Below are 24749 nucleotides of genomic sequence, written 5' to 3' on the forward strand. Positions count from 1 at the left end.
GGCGTGAGGCTCAGCCGTCGGCCGCCTTCTCGGCGGCGATCTGCCTGGCATTCAGCGCCCAGACCAGCGTGGTCATGATGCTCACCCCGATGATGATCCCCACCAGCCGCTCCACCGGCGGGTCGAGGGTGGTCGGCGGCCCGGTCGACACCAGGGTGACGAGATAGGCGATCGCCGACTGGGTGCCGATATAGGTCTGCGCCGATTTGGCGAGATGGATGCGCGCGCACAGGAATACGCCGAGGAACAGCATGGTCGCCCACCACCATTCCTCGGTGGCGTCGATTGCGATCACCGCCAGCCCGGCGGTGCCCCCGATGATGCAGCCGATGATGCGCTGGTAGCCGCGATGGCGGCTGGCCGCCGGATCGGCGTCGATGATGATCAGGCTGGAGATCAGCACCTGCGGCAGTTGCGGCAGGTTGAAGAAGGTCCAGGCGAGGATGATCACCAGCGCGCCGAGCGCGGCGATATAGGACTGCTTCAGCGCGCTTTCCGGCGTGGTGGCGGTGGCCGCGGCGACGATATGGCCGAGCTCCCCCGCCCTCGGACCCAGCGCCCAGTTCGCCAACGTACCGCAGGTGACGCCGATGACGATCTCGTAGCAGCGGTACCAGGCGAACGAGTAGAGGTCCTGCGGCTGGACCATGGTGTAGAGCATCACCAGCGCGAAGGTGAGAGCACCGTAGAACCAGGCATAGCCATAGGCGCTGCGCTGGCGGCCATAGGTGCCGATGCCGGCGGCGATCATCACCAGCGCCGCCTGCGGCAGTTGCAGCCCCTCCACCCACTGACCGACGACATAGCCCAGCGTGACGCCGATGAAGGTACCGGCGATGCGCAGCACGCCCTTGGTGAACAGCTGGTCGCGGTCGACATTGGCGATGATCATCACCGAGAGCGCCGCCCAATAGGGATCGGCCAGCCCCATGGCGAGCGAGATATATACCGCCGCGAGCACTCCCGAGGCGGTGGCGAGGGCCTGCCGGGTGACGTCGTCCATCGCCCGGCCCCCGGCTCAGAACCAGATCAGCGCGCGGGCATCGGCGCCGTAGAACAGAGCGAGATCGGCCGGCCAGTCGTCGAGCTCGATCTCGATCGGGAAGCGGCGCGGCAGCCGCACCCAGTCGGTGGTCGGCTCGACATAGGGCACCACTTGCGGGTTGTCCGGCGAACGGGAGATGCCGGCGGCGATGCCGCTCACCCGGCCGTAATGCAGCACCCACGGGTCGGAACCGAGGGTCAGCCAGACGCGCTGGCCGGTGCGGATGCGGGCGAGATGGCGCTCGGGGATGTTGGCGACCACGCGTGGGCGGCGGTCGGTCACCACCGCCAGCACCTCGGTGCCGGTCTTCAGATAGTCGCCCTGGCGGATGGTGAAGGGCGCGATGCGGCCCGGCTCAGGCGCCGCCATCGTGGTCTTGGAGAAGTCGTACTGGGCCTTGTCTAAATCGGCCTTGGCCGCCGCGATGGTGGCGCCGGCCACCGCCACCCGCCGGCTCGACACAGCGAGTGCCGCCTGCGCGGTCTGCACATTGGCGGTGGCGGTGGCGACGTCGCGGGTGGCGACGTCGAGCGTCGCCTCGGGCGAGAAGCCTTCGGTCGACAGCGATTTCACCCGGCCGAGCTGCGCCTGCGCATTGGTCAGCACCGCCTGCGCCGAGGCGACGCCGGCCTGGGCCGAGCCAACCTCGTCCTTGGCCAGTTCCAAGTCAGCCTCGGCCTGCTGCACCGCCGCCTGCGTCTGCTGCACCTTTAGCTGATAGGGGGTCTTCTCGATCTCGAACAGCAGCTGGCCGGCGGCAACCTTCTGGTTGTTCTGCACGGCCAGCGTCGAGACCGGGCCCTCGATCTCCGAGGAGACCACGATGATGTCGCTCATCACATAGGCATCGGCGGTATAGGCGAGGAAGCGGACGCTGACCTCGTAGGCGGCGAACAGCACCAGCACGACGCCGATGATGAGCTTCACCGGATGGCGCAGCAGGGCAGTGAACATCAGGGGACGAATCTCCGGCGCCGGGGCGCCGGCATCATCGCGGCTTTGACGGCGAAGCTCAATCCGCCGCCGGTCCGCCCCCCACCCGCTCCTGCTCAGATCGGCGGATGCGGGATCGAGGCCAGCAATTCGCGGGTGTACTCGGCCTTGGGCGCCGCCATAATCGCCTCCGTCGCGCCCTCCTCGACGATGCGGCCGGTGCGCATCACGATCACCCGGTCGCACAGCATGCGCACCACTTCGAGATCGTGGCTGACGAAGATGTAGCTCATGCCGAGCCGCTGCTTCAGGTCCTGCAACAGGTTCAGCACCACCGCCTGCACGGAGACGTCGAGCGCCGCCGTCGGCTCGTCGAGGATGACGAGATCCGGGTCGGGCGCGATGGCGCGGGCGATACCGACGCGCGCCTTCTGCCCGCCGGACAGCTGGTGCGGGAAGCGGTCGAGCAGGTGGACCGGTAGGCCGACGAGGCCGGCCAGTTCCTCCACCTTCGCCCGCAGCGCCTTGCCGGACAGGCCGGACCCCAGCCGCAGCAGCGGGTCGGCGATGGCGCGGGCGGCGGTGTAGCGCGGGTTGAGGCTGTCGGTCGGGTCCTGGAACACCAGCTGGATGCGCGAACGCCATTTCGAGCCGGCGAAGCGCTTGGCCGGAATGGCGGACAATTCCTCGCCCTTGAACACGATGCGCCCCGAGGTCGGGTCGAGAAGGCGCATCAGCATCATCGAGGTCGTGGACTTGCCGCAGCCGCTCTCGCCGACGAGGCCGAGGCTCTCGCCCTTCGCCACCGAGAAGCTGATGTCGTCCACCGCGCGAAACGGGTCGGCCGCCGCGCCCTTGATGCCGAAGGCCCCGGCAAGACCGGTCGCCGGCGTCTGGCGCGGATATTCCTTCACCAGGTTCTCGACGACCAGCAGCGGCGTGCCGGCGCCCTCCACCGGCATCGCCGGTGTCAACGCGACGGGCGCGGCATCTTCCGGCAGCAGGTCGCGCAGGGTGACGCCCTTGCGCGGCGTCGCCCGCATCAGCTTGCGGGTATAGGCGTGCTGCGGGGCGCGGAAGACCGCCTCGGCATTGGCGGTCTCCACCACCTTGCCCTTCTCCATCACCATCACCCGGTCGCAATAGGCGCTCGCGAGCCCGAGATCGTGGGTGATGAGGATGGTGGACATGTTGCGCTCGCGGGTGAGCTCGACCACGAGGTCCATCACCGCCTTCTGCGTCGTCACGTCGAGGCCGGTGGTCGGCTCGTCGGCGATCAGCAATTGCGGCCGGCAGGCGAGCGCCAGCGCGATGACGATGCGCTGGCACATGCCGCCGGACAGTTCGAACGGATAGGCGTGGTAGCGCTCCTCCGGTCGGGCGATGCGCACCGCCTTCAGCACCTCGATAGCCTTCTCCTTCGCGTCGGAGGGCTGCGCCTGCACGTGCTCGATCAGCACGTCCTCGATCTGCTTGCCGACCTTGCGGATCGGATTCAGCGCCGCGCGCGGGTTCTGGAAGATCATCGACATCTCCCGCCCGCGTAGCGCCCGCACCTGGCTCTCCGAGGCGGCCCCGATGTCGACGCCGCCGAAGGAGATCGTTCCCTCGGCGATGCGGCCGGCGCGGTCGAGGATGCGCATCACCGCATAGGAGGTGACCGACTTGCCCGAGCCGGATTCGCCGACAATGCCCAGCGTCTCGCCTTTGGCCAGCGTCAGGTCCACCTGCTTCACCGCCTGGACGGTGCCGCGGCGGGTGGCGAACTCGACGGTGAGGTCGCGCACCTCCAGCAAGGGCGGCTGCATGTTGTTGACACCCGCAGACATGTTTCCCGCATGAATGTTCATCGCCGCCTCCCTCAGGTGCGCCGCTGCGGATCGACGAGGTCGCGCAAACCGTCGCCGAGCAGGTTGAAGCAGAACACGGCGAGCATCAGCGTCACGCCGGGGAAGAAGGCGATCCACCATTCGCCGGAGATGATGAAGGAGGCGCCCTCCGCCACCATGATCCCCCATTCCGGGGTGGGCGGGCGCACGCCGAGGCCGATGAAGGACAGCCCCGCCGCATTGAGGATGGCGTAGCCCATGGTGAGCGACACCTGCACCATCATGATCGGCAATATGTTCGGCGCGATGTGGCCGAGCAGGATGCGCATCTCCGAATTGCCGGACAGTCGCGCCGCCTGCACGAAGCCGGCCTCGCGGCGGATATTGGCCTCGGCGCGGGCGACGCGCACATAGAGCGGGAAGTTGATGATCGCGGTGGCGATGATGATGTTGGTCACGGTGTTGCCGAGCGCCGCCACGATGCCCATCGCCAGCACGAAGAGCGGGAAGGCCATGATGGTGTCGGAGACGCGCCCGACGATGCGGTCGGTCCAGCCGCCGAAATAGCCGGAGGCGATGCCGGCGAAGCCGCCCGCGACGAACACCAGCGCCACCGAGGCGACGGCGATGATCATGTCGAGCCGGCTCGCCACGACCACGCGCGAGAAGATGTCGCGCCCGAGCTGGTCGGTGCCGAACCAGTAGGTGGCGGACGGCGGCTGCAACGCCGCCGAGGTGTTGCTCGCCAGCGGATCGTGCGGCACCACATAGGGGCCGATCAGCGCCGCCAAAGCGAACAGCGCGAACAGGCCGAAAGCGATGCCGGTGACCGGGTTTTCGGCGACGATGTGCCGGGCGTGGGAGAACAGGCTGTCCTTCGGCGCGGCGTCGGTGGCGGCAAGGCTCATGGCTTTCCCCCTCATGGCACCCTCCTCAGGCTTCGATGCGCACGCGCGGGTCGACCAGCCCGTACAGGATGTCGATCGCGAGGTTGAGCAGCACGTAGAGAATGGCCATGGCGAGCACGAAGCCCTGCACCGGCGCATAGTCGGAGGTGATCAGCGCCTCGATGGCGTAGGAACCGATGCCCGGCCAGGCGAACACCTTCTCCACCAGCACATTGGCGCCGAGCAGGAAGGAGAACACCATGCCGAGCGTGGTGATGACCGGCAAAAGCGCATTGCGGAACGCATAACCCATCACGACCTTGGACGGCTTCAGCCCACTCGCCCGCGCGGTGCGCACGAAATCCGAGGCCAGCACGGAGAGCATGGAGGCGCGGGTCATGCGGGCGATCGGCGCGAGCGAGAAGATGGCGAGCGTCACCGCCGGCAGCCAGATCTGCGACCAGGCGGCGCGGAACAACTCGAAATCGCCGGCGAGCAGGCTGTCGATCAGGTAGAAGCCGGTCACGGTGTCCGGCGCGGAATAGATGAAGTCGAGCCGCCCCATCGGCGCCGGCGCCCAGCCGAGCTTGTAGTAGAACACATAGACCAGCAGCAGCCCGGTGAAGAACACCGGCAGCGACACGCCGGCGGTAGCCACCACCCGACACAGATGGTCGATCCACGAGCCCTGCCGCACCGCCGCGAGGATGCCGAGCGGCACCGACACCGCGACCGAGAGGATCAGCCCGAGCAGCGTCAGTTCCGCCGAGGCCGGCAGCCGGGCGCGGATATCCTCGAACACCGGCTGGCCGGTGGTCAGCGACATGCCGAGATTGCCGGTGGCGAGGTCCTTCACATAGGCGAGGAACTGCACGAACAGCGGCTGATCGAGGCCGAGCTTGGTCTTGATCTCGGCGATGGCCTGCGGGGTCGCCGCCGGCCCGGCGAAATAGGCGGCTGTGTCGCCGGGCAGCACCCGCGTCAGCAGGAAGGTGACGATGACGACGCCGATAAGGCTCGGCACCGCGGTGCCGAGGCGGCGGACAATCTGCTTGAGCACGCGCACCTCCATGGGATGGACGGGTGGATCCGGCGACGCGAAGGGTGGGATAGGAAAGACCGACCGGATAGAAGATCTAACCGGCCGAACGCTGACCGGATCGGCGTTTTGTTTTACGGACGCCCCTTCAGACGCCTCCGACCCAGCAGACAGCCAAGCAACAGCATGGCCCGGAGCGACTGACGGGGAGAGGGGCCTTCTTGGCCTCCCAATGTCGCCCCCCTCGCCGACCCGCTGCGCGGGCCACCTCTCCGTCGAAGCCGGATGTTTCCGGCTTCGACCCCGCCGGCCCCGAACTCGGCAACAGCCGAGTTCGGACGGGGAGAGGGAAAGCTAAGAAAGCTACCCGTCCCTACGCCTTGCGCAGCGTGCGGTAGTCGAGTTGCCGGTGGAACCAGTATTGGTAGCCGGCAATCGACTTCTGCATGGCTACGTTGAGATAGGGCTGGAACAGCGGCACGCGCGGCATGTCGGCGAAGGCGAGGTCGATGAAGCCGGTGACGTCCTTGTCATAGGCCGGCCAGTCGCCCGCCGCCGCCGTGGCACGGGCGCCGTCGATCAGCTTGTCCATCTCGGCGCTTTTGTAGCCCATGGTGTTGAACACCGCGTTCTGGCCGTGATAGCCCCAGAAGAAGAAGTATTCCGGGTAGTCGAGCCAGCCGGAGAAGAAGTTGGCGATCAGCGGCATCTCCTTCTTGGTGATCTCGCCGCGCCAGTTGGCACCCGGAATCTTGTTCAGCGTCACCTTGATGCCGATCTGACCGAGGCTCTCCTGCACCAGCGTGCAGAGCGGCTCGTTTACCACGGCCGCGCCGAGGTCGAAGGAGAGCGTGGTCTCGAAGCCCTCGGGATAGCCGGCCTTGGCCAGCAGTTCCTTCGCCTTGGCGATGTCGGTGTTGTAGCCATGCGCCTGCGGCCACACCGGCTGGCTCACCTTGTTGGAGGCCGCGCCGTAGAGCGGCTTGCCGAGGCCGAACAGCACCGCGTCCATGATCTTCTGGTAGGGAATGGCGTAGGCCACCGCCTGGCGCACCTCCAGCTTGTCGAAGGGCGGCTTGGTGACGTTCATGCCGATATATTGCACGCCGTTGCTGACCGGGTTCGACACCACCTTCACCTTGCCGGCCTTGTCGAGCTCGACGAAGTCCTTGGCCGGCAAATCGAACGAGATGTCGGCGTCGCCGCGCTCGATCAGCGCCCGGCGGTTGCCGGCCGACGGCACCATGCGCCACACCACCCGCTTGATCGACGGCATCGGGCCGCAGGCCCAGCTCTCGTTGCGCTCGAAGATCACCTCGGTGCCGGAGGTCCACTTCGCCACCTTGTAGGCGCCGCCGCCGGCGGTGTTCTGCTTGGTGAACTCCATGCCCCATTTGTCCTGCTCGGTAGCCTTGGACTGCACCAGCTTGGAGTTGAACACCGAGGGCACGATCACCGCGAGGTCCGGCATTGTCAGCCGGTCGGGACGGATGAAGTCGACGCGGAAAGTGTGATCGTCCACCACCACGAACTGCTCGGGCTTTTCCAGCGAACCGGCCTTCATCTGGAAGGTCGGGAAGCCGCCCACCGACACCGCGCGGTCGAACGACCATTTCACGTCCTGCGCGGTGACCGGCGAGCCGTCATGGAAGGTGGCGTTCTTGCGCAGCTTGAAGGTGGCGGCATTGGCCGAGACGTCCCACCCCTCGGCGAGCTCGGGCACCAGCTTGTTCTGGTCGTAGCTCACCGAACCGTCCGCCAGCGTCTTGGTGCCGTAGCTCATCAGCCGGTCGTAGCAGTTCCACGCCACCTCATAGCCGGGACGGTTGGTGCCGACGCCGTGGATGTCGAGATTGTTCGGGCCGGCTTCGCTGACCAGCAGCAGCGTCTCGGCCCGCGCCGACTGCGCACGTGCCGACGACCAGACGGCCGGCGCCGCGACGCCGGCAGCGGCAACCGAGGAGAGGACCGATGCGGATTTCAGGAATTCGCGACGATTCATGAGGCGAGGCTCCGAGGAATGACGCCGGGCGCGGACAACGACAAGCCGGCGGCGATGAACGGGCGATGCTGCTGTACTCTCAGGAAATATTGTGCATGCAATTTTTGAATCTTGCGTGCTTAAATTGCCGTCATGGACGCTGAAATTCTGTGCTGTATGCGCATGGCGATTCATGCCATGACTTGCGGTACAGGCGAGTTCCCCTTGCGAGCAGGCGCATTCCCGCATGGCCGACGAACGGCAGACGCGCACCGAGAAGTTGGCCGGCGAGATCGCCGACGCCATCATCGACGGCTCGCTGGAACCGGGTACACGCCTCGACGAACACATGCTGGCCGCCCGCTACGGCACCTCGCGCACGCCGGTTCGCGAGGCGCTGCGCAAGCTCGCCACCACCGGGCTGATCGAGCTGCGCCCGCGCCGCGGCGCCATCGTCGCCGAGATCACCTCGCAGCAGCTAGAAACGCTGTTCGTCGCCATGGGCGAGCTGGAAGCCACCTGTGCCCGGCTCTCGGCGCTCAGCATGACGCCGATCGAGCGGCGGCGGCTCGGCGCCCTCTATGAGGGCATGGCCGACATGGTGGTGCGCGACGACGTCGAGGCCTACGCCGCCGCCAATGTCAGCTTCCATACGCTGTTCTATGCCGGCTCGCACAATCCGGTGCTGGCGGAGATGACCGCGACGCTGCGCCGGCGACTGGCGCCGTTCCGCCACGCGCAGTTCCGCGCGCCCGGCCGGCTGGCGCTCTCCCATGCCGAGCACGGGGCGGTGATGCGGGCGGTGCTGACCGGCGACGCCGCCGCCGCCCACGCCACCATGCTGCATCATGTCAGCCTGGTCGAGGACGCCTTCGAGCAGCTCGCCCCCTCGCCCGCCTCCCGGCGGCAGGCCAACTGAGCCGTACCGGCCGCCGCCCCCCTGCCCTCGCCCGGGGAAAGCCTAATGTGTCAACAGGCTGCCGCCGCCCATGTCCAAAGGCCCATTCCGCCGGCGCCGAACATGCTCTAGTTTCGCGCCCGCTTTCCCGCACATTCAGGAGATGGACCGATGCGCTTCTACGCCGCCAAGGAAATCGAGGCCGCCCTCGACTATCCCCGCCTGATTGCGGCGCTGCGCGAAGCCTTCGCCACCCATGACGAGCCGATGCCGGTGCGCGGCGCCTTCGATGTCGGCACGCCGGCGGCTCCCGGCCACCTGCTCACCATGCCGGCCTGGAAGCGCGGCGAGGCCATCGGCACCAAGCTGGTCACCGTGTTCCCCAACAACGCCGCGCATGGGCTCGGCGCGGTGGGCTCGCTCTATGTGCTGTTCGACGGCGTCACCGGGCAGCCGCGCGCGGTGATGGAGGGCGACGCGCTCACCAATCGCCGTACCGCCGCCGCCTCGGCGCTCGCTGCCTCCTGGCTGGCGCGGCCGGACAGCCGCACGCTGCTGATCGTCGGCACCGGCCATGTCGCGGCTCAGCTCGCCGCCGCGCATCGCACGGTACGGCCGATCGAGCGGGTGCTGGTGTGGGGACGCCGCCGCGACAAGGCCGAGGCGCTGGCCGCCGCCATCGGTGCTGGCGGCCTGGAAGCGCGGGCGGTCGACGATATCGCCGCCGCCCTCGGCGAGGCGGACATCGTCAGCTGCGCCACCACCTCGACGGCGCCGCTGGTCAAGGGCGCCGAGGTGCGCCCCGGCACCCATGTCGACCTGGTCGGCGCCTTCAACCCGGCGATGCGCGAGAGCGACGACGCGCTGGTGCGGCGCGCCGAAGTGTTCGTCGATACGCGGGCCGGAGCGCTGGCCGAGGCAGGCGACCTCTTGCAACCACTCAAGGCCGGGCTGTGGTCGGCCGAGGCGCTGCGGGCCGACCTGCGGGACCTCGCGCTCGGCCGCCATCCCGGCCGGCGCACGGCGGAAGAGGTGACGCTGTTCAAGTCGGTGGGCGCGGCGCTGGAGGATCTCGCCGCCGCGCTTCTGGTGGTCGGGAGCTGATTCGCCTCAGCGGCGCGCGTTCAGCGGATGAACTCGATGGTATCGAGCGCGATCAGCTGGTTGCCCTGATAGTTGTTGTCGTGCAAGCGGCACAGCATGAACCGGTCCGCCACCTCGATCGGTCCATAGGCGGTGACGGTATCGCCGCTGCGCAGCTTGATGATCAAGGCGTGCTTGCGGTCGTCCTTGGCCACTTCCTTGAGCAGATCGCAGATGCTGCGGTCCGTGGTGCAGATGTTCATGGCGTTTCTCCCATAACGTCCACGCCGCTTCGGCCCGGTGGGTTCCAGCCGCACGACTTATTCTGGACATCAACCCGCCACGAACTATCCGGTTCCTTGCCGCCCCCGGCAAGCACTTTCTGCGCAAGCCTCTGTGAGGGCAAATCTTTCCGCAGCGGCAGGAAAAGGGGGACGGGATCAGCCCGCTACCTTCCGCGCCCGGCGCTTGCGCAGGACGGCGATGGCGATGAGCGCCACCACGATGATCGCCATCGAGAACACCGTCGTCACCGTGCCCAGCGCATAGAGCACCGGCGTGGTGACGTTGGTGGTCATGCCGTAGATCTCCAGCGGCAGCGTGTTGAAGGTGCCGGCGGTCATCAGCGTGCGGGCGAACTCGTCATAGGAGAGCGTGAAGCCGAACAGCCCGACACCGACCAGGCTCGGCAGGATGATCGGCAGCACCACATGCGCGAAGGTCTGCCACGACGTGGCGCCGAGGTCGCGCGCGGCTTCCTCGTAGGACGGGTTGAAGCGGTTGAACACCGCGAACATGATCAGGAGGCCGAAGGGCAGCGTCCAGGTGAGATGCGCGCCGAAGGCCGAGGAATACCAGGCCGGGTTCAGCCCGAACACCTGGAAGGCGAGGCCGATGCCCAGCGAGATCAGGATCGAGGGCACGATCAGGCTGGCGATGGTGAGGTAGAATAGCGGGCCGGAGCCGAGGAAGCGGCGGCGGAAGGCGAGGCCGGCGAGCAGCGACACCACCACCGTCGCCACCATGGTCATCAGCCCAAGGAGGAGCGAGCGGGTGAAGGCGCCGCCGAAATCGCCCACCGCCTGCTGCTCGAACAGGAGGTTCTTGAACCAGTGCACCGAGGACCCGTTCATCGGGAAGGTGAGGCCGCCATTTGGGCCCTGGAACGACAGGATGAAGATCGTCGTCAGCGGCCCGTACAGGAACAGCACGAACAGCACGAAGAAGGCCGTGAGGACGTAGAAACCGAGGCCGCGCTTTTCCGAGTTCATCGCGAGATCCTTCTCCGCCTCACAGTTCCTTGCGGATGTTGACGACGCGCAATATGCCGCCGACCAGCATCAGCACGATGATCAAGAGGATCACCGCATTGGCCGCCGCGGCCGGGTATTGCAGCAGCGCGATCTGGTTCGCCATCATCAGGCCCACCGAGGCCGACTGGCCGCCGGACATGAAGCGCACGGTGATGAAGTCGCCCATCACCAGCGTGACGACGAAGATCGAGCCGATGGCGATGCCCGGCTTGGCCAGCGGGATGATGACGTTGGTGAGGATCTGCCAGCCATTGGCGCCGGCATCGCGCGCCGCCTCGATCAGCGCCCGGTCGATGCGCATCAGCGTGTTGAAGATCGGCGTCACCATGAATAGCGTGTAGAGATGCACCATGGCGAGCACCACCGAGAAGTCGGAGAACAGCAGGAACTCCAGCGGCTGGTCGATGATCCCCATGGTCATCAGCGTCTGGTTCAACAGCCCGTTGCGGCCGAGGAACGGGATCCACGAGATCATGCGGATGATGTTCGAGGTCAGGAACGGGATGGTGCAGATGAGGAACAGCAGCATCTGCATCGTCGTCGAGCGGATGTGGAAGGCAAGATAATAGGCCACCCAGAAGCCGATGAGCAGCGTCAGCGCCCACACGATCAGGGTGTATTTGAAGGTGTTGATGTAGGTGTTCCAGGTCACCGGCGAGGTGATCGTCTCCTCGTAATTGGTGAAGACGAAGGCCGGGAAGATCTGGATGGAATCATAGTCCCAGAAGCTCACCATCGCGATAGTGGCGATGGGCAGCACCAGAAAGGCCGCCAGGATCAGCGTCAGCGGCGTCGCCTGGAGATAGGGCGCGAGGCGTGAAAGCGTCATGCGGGCGTTCCGGTGGAGGGCCTCTGCTCCCTCTCCCCGACGGGGAGAGGGATGGAGTGAAGGGGGATGCACGGTCTCGCGATGAGGGAGCCCCCTCACCCCACTCTTCTCCGTCGACATCGGATATCTCCCATGTCGACCTTGCCGAGAACCGAACTCGGCAACAGCCGAGTTCGGTGCGGGGAGAGGGAGCAGGAGGCGCTCCCTCGCGGCCGTCGATCAGCCTCACGCGGCGATGAACTCGTTCCAGCGGCGGACCATGTAGCGATCCTCGTCCATCACCGAGTTCCAGCAGGCCACCGCGCCCATGCGCTCCTTGAAGGAGCCGCCGTCGCGAACCGCGCCCACCGTGTACATCACCTTGCCCTCCGGCGAGAGGATGTCGGCCTTGGCCGGCTGGCCGAGCATCCAGAACGCCCACTCGTCCGGCGTCATGTTCTTCTCGGCGGTGGAGAGCACGGCCGAGTAGTAGCCCTGGCGGTTCAGATAGGCGCCGACCCAGCCGGAGAGGTACCAGTTGATGTACTCATAAGCGGCGTCGAGCTGCGCGCCCTTCAGGTGCTTGGCCATGCCGAGGCCGCCGCCCCAGGCGCGGTAGCCCTCTTCCAGCGGCTGGTAGACGCAGGGGATACCCTTGGAGCGCACCGCCGCCACCGCCGGCGACCACATGGACTGGATCACCACCTCGCCCGAGGCCATCAGGTTGACGCTCTCGTCGAAGGTCTTCCAGAAGGCGCGGAACTGGCCGGCCTTCTTGGTCTTGATCAGGAAATCGATGGTGGTGTCGATCTCCGCCTTGGTCATGTTGCCCTTGTCGCCATATTTGATGACGCCGGCGCTCTCGCAGATCATCGCCGCGTCCATGATGCCGATGGACGGGATGTTCAGGATCGAGGTCTTGCCCTTGAAGGCGGGGTCGAGAATGTCCTTCCAGTTCTTGATCGGCCGGCCGACGAGGTCGGGGCGGATGCCGAAGGTGTCGGCGTTGTAGATGGTCGGGATCAGCGTCATCCACTGGGTGGGCGACTTGGCGAACGTCTTGGAGTCCGGTCCCTCGACGAAGCCGACGGTGTTCGGCGCGGTGCCCTGGGCGATCTTCGATTCCGGGGTGAGCTTGCCGGTGGTGAAGATCGGCACGATGTCGTCGTAGTACTTGATCTTCTTCACGTCCATCGGCTGCAACGTGCCGGCCGGGAACACCTTCTTGCAGATCCAGTATTCGATGTCGGCGATGTCGAAGGAGTTGGCCTGCGTCACCACGCGCTGCGATACCGCGTCGGAATCGAGCGCGGTCATCTGCAGGGTGATGCCGAGGTCCGCCTTGCACTTCTCGGCGATGGCATTGATGTTCGACACGCCGGTGCCGAACTGGCGCAGCGTGATCGGGTTCTGCGCCCAGATGGTCGGGAAGCCGGTGACGACGCCCGCGCCGGCGGCGAGGCCGCCCGCTGCGGCCGCCCCCTTGAGCAGCTGGCGGCGGCTGACGCCCTTGGAGGTGGTCTTCTTCGTCATGTCTGTCTCCCGATATGTCGTTTGGCTGCGGACCCCCGTCCGCCGGCCGTGTCTCTCTCAGGCGGAAGGCGAAGGCTTGAGCAGATGGACGTCGTCCGGCGTCCAGGCGAGCGGCACCGCGTCGCCGAGGGACAGCGGATTGGCGAAGAAGGCGGATTCCGGCACCTGCACCGCGAAGTCGTCGACCCCGGGCGCGGAGAGCGCCACCTGCACCTTCTGGCCGTGATATTCGATGTTCTGCACGAGGCCGGTGAGCCCGCAGCCGGCGACCACCGGCTCGCCGATGCGGATGCGGTCGGTGCGCACGGCGATCTCCACCGGCGCGCCCGGCTCCAGCCCCTCCCCGTCCGGCGCGGCGAAGGAGGCGCCGCCCGGCACCTCGAAGGTGAGCGCCTCCCCCGCCTTGCCGGCGACGCGGCCGGCGATGACGTTGTGGTCGCCCATGAAGCGGGCGACGAAGGCGGTTGCCGGCCGGTTGAACACCTCGCGCGGCTCCGCCGCCTGCTCGATGCGCCCGCCATTCATCACCACCACCAGGTCGGAGAGCGCCATCGCCTCCTCCTGGCTGTGGGTGACGTGGATGAAGGAAATGCCGAGCTGCAATTGCAGCTTCTTCAGCTCCTGCCGCACCTTGATCTTGAGGAACGGGTCGAGCGCCGAGAGCGGTTCGTCGAGCAGCAGCGCCTGCGGATCGGTGATGAGCGCCCGCGCCAGCGCCACGCGCTGCTGCTGGCCGCCGGAGAGCTGCGCCGGCCGGCGCTCGGCGAGATGGTCGAGCTGCACCAGCTTGAGCATCTCCATCGCCTTGGCGCGGCGGGTCGGCTTGTCGACGCCCTTCATCTTCAGCGAGAAGGCGACATTGTCGACGGTGTCGAGATGGGGAAACAGCGCGTAGCTCTGGAACATCATCGCCGTGCCGCGCTTGGCCGGCGGCAGGTCGGTGACCACGGCCGGGCCGAGGCGGACATCGCCCTGCGTGATGCTCTCATGGCCGGCGATCATGCGCAGCGTCGTGGTCTTGCCACAGCCGGAGGGGCCGAGCAGGCAGCAATAGGTGCCCTTGGGAATCTTGAGCGACACCGCATCGACCGCCAGCGCCAGCCCGTAGCGCTTGGTGACCTGGATCAATTCGATGTCGGCGCCTTTGCTCATCTGGTCTGCCACCCTCGCCCGTCCGCCTCGGCAAAGACCTTCGCAAGGCCTATGCCAGTTGTTGCGGGCGGCGCCGGACGGGAAAATCCGCGCCGGGATGACAGGCGGAGACGGGAAAGCCGCCAATCGGGCGCCCAGCTTTTGGGCATCGTGCGCGAGCCATGGTCAAATCGGATACAATTTTCTCATAGATCGAATCCAATCACGGAAAACCTGCCGTCCATTGGTCGAACTTGCCGGCGAAGCCGTTGAGCCCGGCCGCCAAATCGGGGAACGTGACCAAAAGGCACCCGACAAGATGCCGCCATCCGTCCCCATGGGAGATACGCCAATGTTTCGCGCCACACTTCGCGCCACGCCTCGCGCCGCCTTCGGTGGCAAGTTCCGTACGCTGCTTGCCGCCGCCAGCGCCGCCGCTTTCGCCTTCGCCGCCGGTCCCTCGCTCGCGCAGGGCTTCCCGGAGCGCCCCGTCACCCTCGTCATCCCCTTCCCGGCCGGCGGCTCCACCGACCTTGTCGGCCGGCTGGTCGCCGAGCGCATGAGCGCCGAGCTCGGCCAGCCGGTCGTGGTCGAGAACAAGGGCGGCGCCGGCGGCAATCTCGGCGCGGCGCAGGTGGCGAAGGCCAATCCGGACGGCTACACCATCCTGATGGGCACGGTGGCCACCCACGCGCTCAACCCGGCGCTGTACAAGAAGATTCCCTACGACGCGGAAAAGAGCTTCGCGCCCATCTCGCTGCTGGTGGTGGTGCCGAACGTGCTCGTCGTGAACCCGGACTTCCCGGCCAAGACCGTTCCCGAGCTGGTCGAGCTGCTGAAGAAGGACCCGGACAAGTACAGCTACGCCTCCTCCGGCAACGGCACGCCGCTGCATCTCTCCGGCGAGCTGTTCAAGAGCCTCGCCGGCGTGCAGATGCAACACATCCCCTATCAGGGCGCCGGCCCGGCGCTGAACGACGTGCTGGCCAACCAGGTGCCGATCATGTTCGACAACCTGCCGTCCTCGGCCGGGCACATCAAGAGCGGCAAGCTGCGGGCGCTGGGCGTCACCACCGCCAAGCGCGCGCCGTCCTTCCCGGACGTCCCGGCCATCGCCGAGACCATTCCCGGCTACGAGACCTATACCTGGAACGCGCTGTTCGCCCCGGCCGGCACGCCGCCGGAAGTGGTCGCCAAGCTGAACGCCGCCGCCAACAAGTCGCTCTCCGACCCGAAGGTGCAGGCCCGCCTCGCTGATTTCAGCGCCACCGTCGTCGGCTCGACGCCGGAAGAGCTCGCCGCCCATGTGAAGGCGGAGCTCGCCAAATGGGCGCCGATTGTCAAGGCGTCCGGCGCGCAGATCGACTGACGCCGCGCCTCATCCGCCAACGCCATGCCCGGGCTCGTCCCGGGCATGTGCGTTTTCAGCGTTCAGAACACCGTGCCGTCCGCGTCGATGGCGATAGGCGGCGGCCCGCCGGCGCGCTTCTGCGCAGCGATCTGCCGCCCGGCCGTCCAGGTGCCGCCCTGCAGCAGCTTGGCGAACGGGAACGAGTCGGCGTCGAGCCCGAGCCGCTCGCGCACCGCCCCGGCGAGCCGGTCCATCAACGCCACGGTGAGCGCCCGCCATTCGACGATCATCTCCGAATCCACCGAGTGCTTCTGCGCGGGGTCGATGGGCCGGCGCGGCACGATCAGCTCCAGATCCACCAAGAGGCCACCATTGCGGTATTCCGGCAGCGCAGTGAGTTCGTCGAGATCCACCACCGCGACGCCGGCGGCCTCGAACGGCTCGAGCAGCGAATAGGTCAGCCACTGCGAGAGCTTGTGGAACGGCACCAGCCCGGCCGAGCGGTCCGGCACGGTGATCGCGCTGTGTCGGCCGACATCGCCCAGCAGCACGCCGTCCACCACCAGCCCCGCCGGCCAGATCACCGACAGCCCGTCGAGCAGCGCCTCCAATATGCGCGCCGCCGGCAGCCGGCCGACCTTGGCCTGCGGCAGCAGCGCGTCGATCAGCCCGCCCGGCCGCGTCGCCCCGTCGCCGAACAGATCGGTACGCGCCGCCATCGCCTCGCCGAGCCGGTTGAGCAGCGTCACCCGTCCCGGCACGCCCACCAGCGGATTGTCGGGGCCGACCTGGAAATGCCGGGCCAGCGTCGCGGCGTCGAGCGCGATCAGCGCCGGCGCGTCGACGCGCAGCGGCACCGCCGGATCGGAGGAGAACGCGCCGGCCTGGAACATGTGCAGGCTGGCCACCGCCAGCCCTTCCGAGCGGGTCACGGTGAGCCCGGTCGCGTCCTCATGGTAGCGCCAGGCGTCGCCGGCCCCGGCGTCGAGCAGCACGCTCACCACCGCGAGATCGACCATGATCCGCGCGCGCTCCAGCGTATCGACGCCCTCCAGCGTCCCGGCAAGCGCATCCCAGCGCGCCACCCCGCCGGCGTCGAAGTGCCGCCAGCGACTGTGATAGGGAATGTCGAGCGTCGGATAGGCACGGCGCGTCACCTCCGCCACATAATCCGCCACCGCGCCGAGCCGGGTTTCATCGACGGTGAAATGCGGCGAGGCGCCCGCCAGCACGTGGTCGAGCACCATGTGACTACGGGCGCGCACGGCGTGGGGGGAACGCAAAGCGGCGAGTTCGGGCGGGATCATGCGTCGTCCTTCTCGGAAGTAGTCGGCGTCAGCGCTTGCGCACGAATTCCGTGCGCAGCACCAGGCCCTTGATGCTGTCGTGGCGGCAGTCGATCTCGTCCGGGTTGTCGGTCAGGCGGATCGAGCGGATCACCGTGCCCTGCTTCAGCGTCTGGCCGGCGCCCTTCACCTTCAGGTCCTTGACGAGAACCACGGAATCCCCATCGGCCAGCACGGTGCCGGAGGCGTCGCGCACCGCGCTGGCCGCCGCCGCTTGCGCCTTCATCTCCGAGGCCGGGCGCCATTCGCCGGTCGCCTCGTCATACACATAGTCTTCGTCGTCGCCGGCCATGCCCGCCTCTATCCTCGTGAAGTCGCCCGCCCCACGCGAGCGCAAGGCGGACGATGGAACGGGGGCCTATTCCTTCAGCCCGCGCCCCTGCGTGTCGTCATAGTGGCTCTGGAAGCCGGCACCGTAATAGCCGGCCGAGACCTTGGCCTCCATCTCGACGCGGGCATCCTGCGGGATCAGCTCATCGGGAATCGCCACCCGCTCGATCACCTTGATGCCAGCGCGGTCGAGCGCGTTGAACTTCATGTCGCTCATCGAGGCGAAGCGGTCGATCTGCGTGATGCCGAGCCAGTGGAACACGTCCGGCATCAGTTCCTGGAAGCGCATGTCCTGCACGCCGGCGACGCATTCGGTGCGCTTGAAATAGGTCTCCGGAAGGTCGCCGCCCTCCTGCCGCTTGCGGGCATTGTAGACGAGGAACTTGGTCACCTCGCCGAGCGCCCGGCCTTCCTTGCGGTTGTAGACCACGAGGCCGGTGCCACCCTTCTGCGCCATCTCCACGCACAGTTCGATGCCGTGGGCGAGATAGGGCCGGCAGGTGCAGATGTCGGAGGAGAACACGTCGGAGCCGTTGCACTCGTCATGCACGCGGCAGGCGATGGGGGTGACGCCGTCGCCGATCTTCGAGGGATCGCCGAACATATAGAGCGTCATGCCGCCGATCGGCGGCAGGAACACCTTGAGGTCGCCACGGGTGACCAGTTCGGGGAACATGCCGCCGGTATATTCGAACAGCGCCCGGCGCAGTTGCCCCTCGCCCATGCCGAAGCGCTGGGCGATGCCGGGCAGGTACCAGACGGGATCGATCGCCGCCTTGGTGACGCGCACGTCTCCCTTGGGGCCGATGATGTCGCCATCGATCTTCAGCCGCCCGGCGCGGATGGCGTCGCGGATTTCCGGCATGTCGATATGGGCGCGGGTGATGGCGATGGTCGGGCGCACGTCGACGCCCTCGGCGATGAGGTCGGCGAAGGCCTCGCCGATCATGTGGCCGTAGGGATCGATGGAGACGATCTTGGTCGGGTCCGCCCATTGCGGGTGCGGGCCGATCAGGTCGGACGGCGCGGTGTTGGTGAGGTCGGCCTTGAAATCGGCCGGCAGCGCCCCGGCGGCGATGGCGAGCGCGCGATACACCGAGTAGCCGCCGCCATGGGTACCGATGGCGTTGCGTCGCTTGGGATCGGTGAGGGTGGCGACCACCGGGCCGCGCTGGAGCGCCGTCGGCGCGCCCCAGTCGAGCGCCGGCGCGCTCGCGGAGACGCCGGTCGGCGCACCGTGGGAGGTGAGGACGATGTGATTGCGGGAACGACCGCCGGAACCGGTAGTGACGGACATGATGGGCTCGCTTCTCGCCCGGCCTTGGCGGCCGGTCCTCGGGAAGCACTGAATGTGAGCGCGTTATGTGACGTTCTGCAAGGGGGTCGGTGGCGGGAGGCGAAAATTTTCGGACGAACTGGTCCGAAAATTGTATCGCCGGAATGTAACGCCCTTCGCGTTTCCGCTAGCTTGTGGAACTCTGTCCCGCCTCCCATCCCGCCTTCAGCGAGCGTCCCATGACCACGACCGACACCGCGCCCGTCACCGCCCCGCCCTCCACCGTCGTGGTCGATCACCCGCTGATCCAGCACAAGCTCACCCTGATGCGCCGCTCGCGCACCCCGGCCAACGAATTCCGGCTGCTGCTGCGCGAGATCAGCATGCTGCTCGCCTATGAGGTGACGCGCGACATGCCGCTGGAAATGACCGAGATCGAGACGCCGCTGACGACGATGCAGGCGCCGATCCTGTCCGGCAAGAAGCTCTGCCTCGTCTCGGTGCTGCGCGCCGGCGGCGGCATTCTCGAAGGCATGCTGGAGATCCTGCCCGCCGCTCGCGTCGGCCATGTCGGGCTCTACCGCGACCCGGTGTCGCTGCAGGCGGTGGAGTATTATCTCAAGCTGCCGCGCGACATTTCCGAGCGCACCGCCATCGTGCTCGACCCGATGCTGGCCACCGGCAATTCGGCGGCGGCGGCGGTCGACCAGGTGAAGGCGGCCGGCTGCCAGTCGATCAAGTTCGTCTGCCTCATCGCCGCGCCGGAAGGACTGAAGGTGTTCCACGAGGCGCATCCCGATGTGCCGGTCTACACCGCGGCGGTTGACAGCCATCTCAACGACCACGGCTATATCGTGCCGGGCATCGGCGACGCCGGCGACCGCATCTTCGGCACCAAGTGAACGCTCCAGAGCGAGGAAACCATGCAGCGCGTGACCGTGACCATCGACGACGCGCTGCTCGCCGCCCTCGACGCCCATGCCGCGCGGCGCGGCTATGAGAACCGCTCCGAGGCGATCCGCGACGCGCTGCGCACCGCGCTCGGCATGGAGGAGGCGCCGGCGGCCGACGACGCGGACGCGAACAGGCAGCCCTGCATCGCCACGCTGAGCTATGTCTACGACCACGAGAAGCGCGAGCTGGCACGCCGCCTCACCCAGGTGCAGCATGGGCATCACGATCTCACCGTGGCGTCGCTGCATGTGCATCTCGACCACGGCACCTGCCTCGAAGTCTCGGTGCTGCGCGGACCGGCGGACGAGGTGAAGCAGCTGGCAGATACCGTCGTCACCCAGCGCGGCGTGCGCTACGGCAATCTGCATCTGGTGCCGGCCGGCGAGGAAACTCACGGGCACGAACATGGTCACGGGCACCCGCATGACCATGTTCACTCCCGGTGAAAAAGTCTTCGCACCCGCAAAAAGCCGATTGACCCGCACCCCCTCGGACGTATGCTGATTTGGTCAAATCATCATACGCAGACGTACGCACCGGGATTCTCGCGCACCGGGTCTTTCCCGAAGGCGGCCTGCCTGCTCCACAGGGGTTGTCATGTCGAACGCCGTTTCGTCCCAGCTGCGCCGTGCCGCGCTTACCGCCGTCTTCGCGCTGTCTCCCGCCCTCGCCTTCGCCCATCCCGGCCATGAAGGCGCCGCCGGCCTCGTGCATGGCTTCGCCCATCCGATCGGCGGCCTCGACCACGTGCTCGCCATGGTGGCGGTCGGTATCTTCGCTGCCCAGCTCGGCGGCCGCGCCATCTGGGCGGTGCCGGCGACCTTCGTGGCGCTGATGGCCGTCGGCGGCGCGCTCGGCATGGCCGGCATCGGCCTGCCCTTCGTCGAATTCGGCATCCTCGGCTCCATCGTCGCGCTCGGCCTCGTCGTCGCCATGGGCTGGAAGAACGCGCCGCTCGGCGTCGCCATGGCGCTGGTCGGCTTCTTCGCGGTGTTCCACGGCCACGCCCACGGCACCGAGATGCCGGCTGACGCCTCCGGGCTCGCTTATGCCGCCGGCTTCATGCTCGCCACGGCGGCGCTGCACATTGTCGGCGTCGGCCTGGGCCTTGCCGTCGGCAAGCTCGGCGAGGTCCGCGCGCCGCGCCTCACCCAGGCGCTCGGCGCCGTGGTGGCGGTGGCCGGCCTCGGCCTGCTGTCCGGCGTCATCTGACGCCGCGCCGAAAGTTTCGGCGCGGCTTTTCGCGCCTGCCACTATTCCGGGCTTCCGATCCGTCGGAAGCCCGGCTACGTTCTGATCCGTCCCTAGGGTTCCGGCATTGCTCGCGATGCGTCTGGGCCGAGAGGGACAGCCCGGCGGGGAACCTCGTTCCACCACATTCGCCGGGTCCACGGCGGGATAAAAGCCCGGGAGGCTCGCGCGAGCGGTTCGCGGCGTGACCCTCCGGCTCATCCCGAAGGGCTCTCCAGGACCGGTCGCAAGGACTGATCGCAAGGAGAGAACCTGATGCGTTCCCATCCCACCCGTTCGACCCGTTTCGCCGGCCTTGCTCCGGCACCGGCCCGCCGCCGCCGCCACCATCCCAATTTCGAGATCAAGGGGATGCAGGGCTGGAAGGCACTGGAATCCGAGGAGAAGCTCTCCGAGGACGGCTGGCGCAAGGAGCAGAAATGGGCCCTCGACATGGGCCTGCCCGGCGCCGACTCGATCAACGACAAGTCGATCCCGACCTTCGCGCGCGGCGAGCTGCCGCATTTCGCCGGCATCAACACCTTCATGAAGGCGCCCTATGTCGAGAACGTCCGCGACGTCGGCAAGTACGACGCCGCCGTGCTGGGCATCCCGTTCGACAGTGGCACCACTTACCGCCCCGGCACCCGCTTCGGGCCGCAGGGCATCCGGCGCATCTCGGCGCTGTACACGCCCTACAATTATGAGCTCGGCGTCGACCTGCGCGAGCAGATGACGTTGTGCGACGTCGGCGACGTGTTCACCATCCCCGCCAATCTGGAGAAGAGTTTCGACCAGATCTCCAAGGGCGTCAGCCACGTCTTCTCCTCCGGCGCGCTGCCGATCATGCTGGGCGGCGACCACTCGATCGGCTTTCCCTGCGTGCGCGGCATCGCCGAATGCACCTCGAAGCGCATCGGCATCATCCATTTCGACCGCCACATCGACATCCAGGAGAAGGATCTCGACGAGCGGATGCACACCACGCCCTGGTACTGGGCGACCAACCTGCCGAACGTCTCGCCGAAGAACCTCGTGCAGCTCGGCATCGGCGGCTGGCAGGTTCCGCGCTACGGCGTGCAGGAAGCCCGCAAGCGCGGCACCAATGTGCTGACCATCGACGACATCGAGAAGATCGGGCTGGAGAAGACCGCCGAGATCGCGCTCGAGCTCGCCTGGAAGGACGCCGACGCGGTCTACATCTCCTTCGACGTGGACAGCATCGACTGCGGCTTCGTGCCGGGCACCGGCTGGCCGGAGCCGGGCGGCTTCCTGCCGCGCGAGGCGCTGAAGATCCTCGGCTTGGTGGCCGCCGAAGGCCTGTGCGGGCTGGAAGTGGTGGAGGTCTCGCCGCCCTACGACACCTCGGACATCACCGCGCTGTTCGGCACCCGCGTGGTGGTCGAGGCGCTCGGCTCGATGCTGGCGCATGGCAAGCTCGGCTCGCACAAGCACATCATCGACAAGCCGGTGAGCTTCTGAGCAAACTCCACCCACCCCTCCTCGGAGCGGCACGCACGCTGGAAAGCTCCCTCTCCCCGCACGGAACTCGGCTGTTGCCGAGCTCCGCACTCAGGGCGGTCGACATCGGATGCATCCGATGTCGACGGAGGGGGGAGTGAGGAGTCTTCGACGTTCCGCACCCACGTCGCCCCTCACCGCCCCGCTGCGCGGGCCACCTCTCCGCCGAAGCCGGACGTTTCCGGCTTCGGCCTTGCCAGAACCGAACGCGGCAACAGCCGAGTTCGGGCAGCCGGATGTTTCCGGTTTCGGCTTTGCCAAAGCCGAAACCGGCAGCAGCCGAGTTCGGGCGGGAGAGGACAAGACAAGGACATCAGTCATGCATCGCGGCCACGATCACGATCATCATCACGACCACGGCGCCGGCGGCCATTCCCACGGGCACGCTCACAGCCATTCCCACGCCTCCGGCCACAATCACGGCCACGGCCCCTCGCACGTCGCCCAGTGGCAGACGCCGCACCTGCCCGATGCGCCGCCGCCGGAGGAGCACCGTCACGAGGAGCCCGATCTCGACCTCGTCGAGCAGGCCTTCGTCGAGGGCTTCGCGGCGGCTTCCGACCCGACCAGCTTCCTGCGCCTCGCCCGCGTGCCGTTCGACGCCATCGCCGAGGACGGCGCCCGCGTCAGCCTGTTGCGGGTCGAGAGCAACGCCGCCACCGATGTCGGGGCGGTGATGCCGCATCTGGGCGGCGGCAGCTTCCGCTATGACCCCTTGCCGAAAGCCATGGTGTCGCGCCGCCAGCAGCTGCGCTTCGTCTATTTCGACGGTAAGGGCCTGCGGCAGCTGCCACTGGCGGATGTTCGCAAGCTGACCGAGACGTGAGCATCGGCGCGGGGCCGCGCGCTCGCGCAGTCGTGACATCGACGTGTCGCAATGCCACGCGTTCGATCGCCGCGTGGGCATTTTGACAGGTTGATCGGAACCTTTCTGAAGTTCATGGTGCCCGCGACGCCCGCTTGGGAAGGGCGCGGCCGGAATCTCCGGCCGCCGCTACCCGGCGAAGCAGAGTGGATGCGCTGATGGATTACACCGGGATTTTCGAGGCCGCCGTCGACACGCTGAAGAGCGAGCGGCGCTATCGCACCTTCGCCGAGATCGAGCGCGACGTCGCCCGCTTCCCGCGCGCGACCTGGCATTCGCCGAACGGTGCGCGCGACATCGTCATCTGGTGTTCCAACGACTATCTCGGCATGGGCTGCCACGCGAGCGTCATCGAGGCGATGTGCGCCTCCGCCCGCACGGTCGGCGCCGGCGCCGGCGGCACCCGCAACATTTCCGGCAACAGCCACGCCATCGTCGAGTTGGAGCGCGAGCTCGCCGACCTGCATGGCAAGCAGGCCGGCCTCGTCTTCACCTCCGGCTACATCTCCAACGAGACCGGCATCTCGACACTCGCCCGGCTGATCCCGGACTGCCTGATCCTCTCCGACGCCCTCAACCACAATTCGATGATCGAGGGCGTGCGGCACGCCGGGCGCGACAAGGCGGTGTTCCGCCACAACGACCTCGCGCATCTGGAAGAGCTGCTGATCGCCGCCGGCAACCGGCCCAAGCTGGTGGTGTTCGAGAGCATCTATTCGATGGACGGCGATGTCGCCCCCATAGGCGCCATCTGCGACCTCGCCGAGAAATACGGCGCCATGACCTATCTCGACGAGGTGCACGCGGTCGGCATGTACGGCCCGCGCGGCGCCGGCCTCGCCGAGCGCGACGGGGTGATGCACCGGGTCGACGTCATCGAGGGCACGCTCGGCAAGGCGTTCGGCGTGGTCGGCGGCTACATCACCGGCAAGCGCGCGGTGATCGACGCGGTGCGCTCCTATGCGCCGGGCTTCATCTTCACCACCGCGCTGCCGCCGGCGGTCGCCGCCGCGGCCGCCGCCTCGGTGCGCCATCTCAAGTCGTCCAGCACCGAACGCGCCCGCCAGCAGGAGCAGGTGGCCAAGGTGAAGAACGCCTTCGAGGCCGCCGGCCTGCCGCAGCTCGACACCGACACCCACATCGTGCCGGTGATGGTCGGCAATGCCGAATTGTGCAAAGCGGCGAGCGACATGCTGCTCGCCGAGCACGGCATCTACATCCAGCCGATCAACTACCCGACCGTGCCGCGCGGCACCGAACGGCTGCGCATCACCCCCGGCCCGCTGCACGATGACGCGCTCGTCGAGCAGCTCGTCACCGCGATGGTCGATGTGTGGACGAAGCTCGGGCTCGACTTCGTCGCCCGCGCCGAAGCCGCGGAATAAGGCACCGGCCG

The 24749-nt window shown here is 67.4% G+C and carries 23 protein-coding genes and 1 riboswitch; of the genes, 9 read left to right on the forward strand and 14 right to left on the reverse strand.

From position 1 onward, the window contains the following. Window positions 1-10: 10 nt before the first annotated feature. The 6 genes from LGR54_RS11255 to LGR54_RS11280 all read right to left on the reverse strand — a co-directional run bounded on the left by LGR54_RS11255 (window position 11) and on the right by LGR54_RS11280 (window position 7735). Window positions 11-1003, reverse strand: a complete 993-nt coding sequence (locus LGR54_RS11255; protein WP_230362037.1) for an FUSC family protein — start codon at window positions 1001-1003, stop codon at window positions 11-13. Between the two features lie 15 nt (window positions 1004-1018). Continuing rightward, complete coding sequence (locus LGR54_RS11260; protein ID WP_230362038.1) at window positions 1019-1999, reverse strand: HlyD family secretion protein; 981 nt, start codon at window positions 1997-1999, stop codon at window positions 1019-1021. Between the two features lie 95 nt (window positions 2000-2094). After that, window positions 2095-3807 (reverse strand): ABC transporter ATP-binding protein, encoded by a 1713-nt coding sequence (locus LGR54_RS11265; protein ID WP_230362039.1) that lies wholly within the window; start codon window positions 3805-3807, stop codon window positions 2095-2097. Between the two features lie 32 nt (window positions 3808-3839). Next, window positions 3840-4715: an ABC transporter permease gene (locus tag LGR54_RS11270; protein ID WP_214011141.1), complete on the reverse strand. Its 876-nt coding sequence runs from the start codon at window positions 4713-4715 to the stop codon at window positions 3840-3842. 25 nt (window positions 4716-4740) lie between these two features. Further along, window positions 4741-5766: an ABC transporter permease gene (locus tag LGR54_RS11275; RefSeq protein ID WP_370638181.1), complete on the reverse strand. Its 1026-nt coding sequence runs from the start codon at window positions 5764-5766 to the stop codon at window positions 4741-4743. A gap of 340 nt (window positions 5767-6106) precedes the next feature. After that, entirely contained in the window at window positions 6107-7735 is a 1629-nt protein-coding gene (locus tag LGR54_RS11280; RefSeq protein WP_230362041.1) for an ABC transporter substrate-binding protein, read from the reverse strand. Window positions 7736-7961: 226 nt separating this feature from the next. Here LGR54_RS11280 and LGR54_RS11285 point away from each other — a divergent pair, with 226 nt between their 5' ends. Together LGR54_RS11285 and LGR54_RS11290 are read left to right on the forward strand one after the other, a co-directional pair. Further along, a complete protein-coding gene (locus LGR54_RS11285; protein WP_230362042.1) occupies window positions 7962-8633 on the forward strand; it encodes a GntR family transcriptional regulator in 672 nt (223 codons plus the stop codon). 150 nt (window positions 8634-8783) lie between these two features. Next, window positions 8784-9716 (forward strand): ornithine cyclodeaminase family protein, encoded by a 933-nt coding sequence (locus LGR54_RS11290; protein WP_230362043.1) that lies wholly within the window; start codon window positions 8784-8786, stop codon window positions 9714-9716. A 20-nt stretch (window positions 9717-9736) separates the two neighbouring features. On the opposite strand, the gene LGR54_RS11295 is transcribed toward LGR54_RS11290, so the two are convergent. The 5 genes from LGR54_RS11295 to LGR54_RS11315 all read right to left on the reverse strand — a co-directional run bounded on the left by LGR54_RS11295 (window position 9737) and on the right by LGR54_RS11315 (window position 14501). After that, on the reverse strand, window positions 9737-9958 hold the full coding sequence (locus LGR54_RS11295; RefSeq protein WP_214011136.1) for a hypothetical protein: 222 nt from the start codon (window positions 9956-9958) through the stop codon (window positions 9737-9739). A gap of 177 nt (window positions 9959-10135) precedes the next feature. Further along, on the reverse strand, window positions 10136-10966 hold the full coding sequence (locus tag LGR54_RS11300) for an ABC transporter permease (protein WP_230362044.1): 831 nt from the start codon (window positions 10964-10966) through the stop codon (window positions 10136-10138). Window positions 10967-10985: 19 nt separating this feature from the next. Next, a complete protein-coding gene (locus LGR54_RS11305) occupies window positions 10986-11837 on the reverse strand; it encodes an ABC transporter permease (protein WP_230362045.1) in 852 nt (283 codons plus the stop codon). Window positions 11838-12062: 225 nt separating this feature from the next. Then, window positions 12063-13349: a PotD/PotF family extracellular solute-binding protein gene (locus LGR54_RS11310; RefSeq protein WP_230362046.1), complete on the reverse strand. Its 1287-nt coding sequence runs from the start codon at window positions 13347-13349 to the stop codon at window positions 12063-12065. Between the two features lie 57 nt (window positions 13350-13406). Further along, a complete protein-coding gene (locus LGR54_RS11315) occupies window positions 13407-14501 on the reverse strand; it encodes an ABC transporter ATP-binding protein (protein WP_230362047.1) in 1095 nt (364 codons plus the stop codon). A gap of 331 nt (window positions 14502-14832) precedes the next feature. On the opposite strand from LGR54_RS11315, the gene LGR54_RS11320 reads away from it, so the two are divergent. Beyond that, window positions 14833-15849 (forward strand): tripartite tricarboxylate transporter substrate binding protein, encoded by a 1017-nt coding sequence (locus tag LGR54_RS11320; protein WP_230362048.1) that lies wholly within the window; start codon window positions 14833-14835, stop codon window positions 15847-15849. A gap of 62 nt (window positions 15850-15911) precedes the next feature. Here the strand turns inward: LGR54_RS11320 and LGR54_RS11325 are convergent, their stop codons facing one another. The 3 genes from LGR54_RS11325 to LGR54_RS11335 all read right to left on the reverse strand — a co-directional run bounded on the left by LGR54_RS11325 (window position 15912) and on the right by LGR54_RS11335 (window position 18804). Further along, window positions 15912-17138, reverse strand: coding sequence for a URC4/urg3 family protein (locus LGR54_RS11325; protein WP_230362049.1), 1227 nt, complete (start codon window positions 17136-17138; stop codon window positions 15912-15914). A 28-nt stretch (window positions 17139-17166) separates the two neighbouring features. Next, on the reverse strand, window positions 17167-17469 hold the full coding sequence (locus LGR54_RS11330; RefSeq protein WP_230362050.1) for an alkylphosphonate utilization protein: 303 nt from the start codon (window positions 17467-17469) through the stop codon (window positions 17167-17169). A 66-nt stretch (window positions 17470-17535) separates the two neighbouring features. Then, window positions 17536-18804 (reverse strand): GTP cyclohydrolase II, encoded by a 1269-nt coding sequence (locus tag LGR54_RS11335; RefSeq protein ID WP_230362051.1) that lies wholly within the window; start codon window positions 18802-18804, stop codon window positions 17536-17538. Between the two features lie 218 nt (window positions 18805-19022). On the opposite strand from LGR54_RS11335, the gene upp reads away from it, so the two are divergent. The 6 genes from upp to hemA all read left to right on the forward strand — a co-directional run bounded on the left by upp (window position 19023) and on the right by hemA (window position 24738). After that, window positions 19023-19685 (forward strand): uracil phosphoribosyltransferase, encoded by a 663-nt coding sequence (gene upp / locus LGR54_RS11340; protein ID WP_214011127.1) that lies wholly within the window; start codon window positions 19023-19025, stop codon window positions 19683-19685. Window positions 19686-19706: 21 nt separating this feature from the next. Continuing rightward, window positions 19707-20183 (forward strand): nickel-responsive transcriptional regulator NikR, encoded by a 477-nt coding sequence (nikR, locus tag LGR54_RS11345; protein WP_230362052.1) that lies wholly within the window; start codon window positions 19707-19709, stop codon window positions 20181-20183. A gap of 151 nt (window positions 20184-20334) precedes the next feature. Then, window positions 20335-20949, forward strand: a complete 615-nt coding sequence (locus LGR54_RS11350; RefSeq protein WP_230362053.1) for a HupE/UreJ family protein — start codon at window positions 20335-20337, stop codon at window positions 20947-20949. An 81-nt stretch (window positions 20950-21030) separates the two neighbouring features. Beyond that, window positions 21031-21152, forward strand: a riboswitch (guanidine-I (ykkC/yxkD leader). A 91-nt stretch (window positions 21153-21243) separates the two neighbouring features. Beyond that, a complete protein-coding gene (locus tag LGR54_RS11355; protein ID WP_214011123.1) occupies window positions 21244-22449 on the forward strand; it encodes an agmatinase family protein in 1206 nt (401 codons plus the stop codon). A gap of 358 nt (window positions 22450-22807) precedes the next feature. Next, window positions 22808-23314, forward strand: coding sequence for a hypothetical protein (locus LGR54_RS11360; RefSeq protein WP_230362054.1), 507 nt, complete (start codon window positions 22808-22810; stop codon window positions 23312-23314). A gap of 197 nt (window positions 23315-23511) precedes the next feature. Continuing rightward, complete coding sequence (gene hemA, locus LGR54_RS11365; protein ID WP_230362055.1) at window positions 23512-24738, forward strand: 5-aminolevulinate synthase; 1227 nt, start codon at window positions 23512-23514, stop codon at window positions 24736-24738. Window positions 24739-24749 lie beyond the last annotated feature (11 nt).

The sequence above is a fragment of the Ancylobacter sp. Lp-2 genome (assembly GCF_020523795.1).
In the GTDB taxonomy this organism is placed as follows: Bacteria; Pseudomonadota; Alphaproteobacteria; order Rhizobiales; family Xanthobacteraceae; genus Ancylobacter.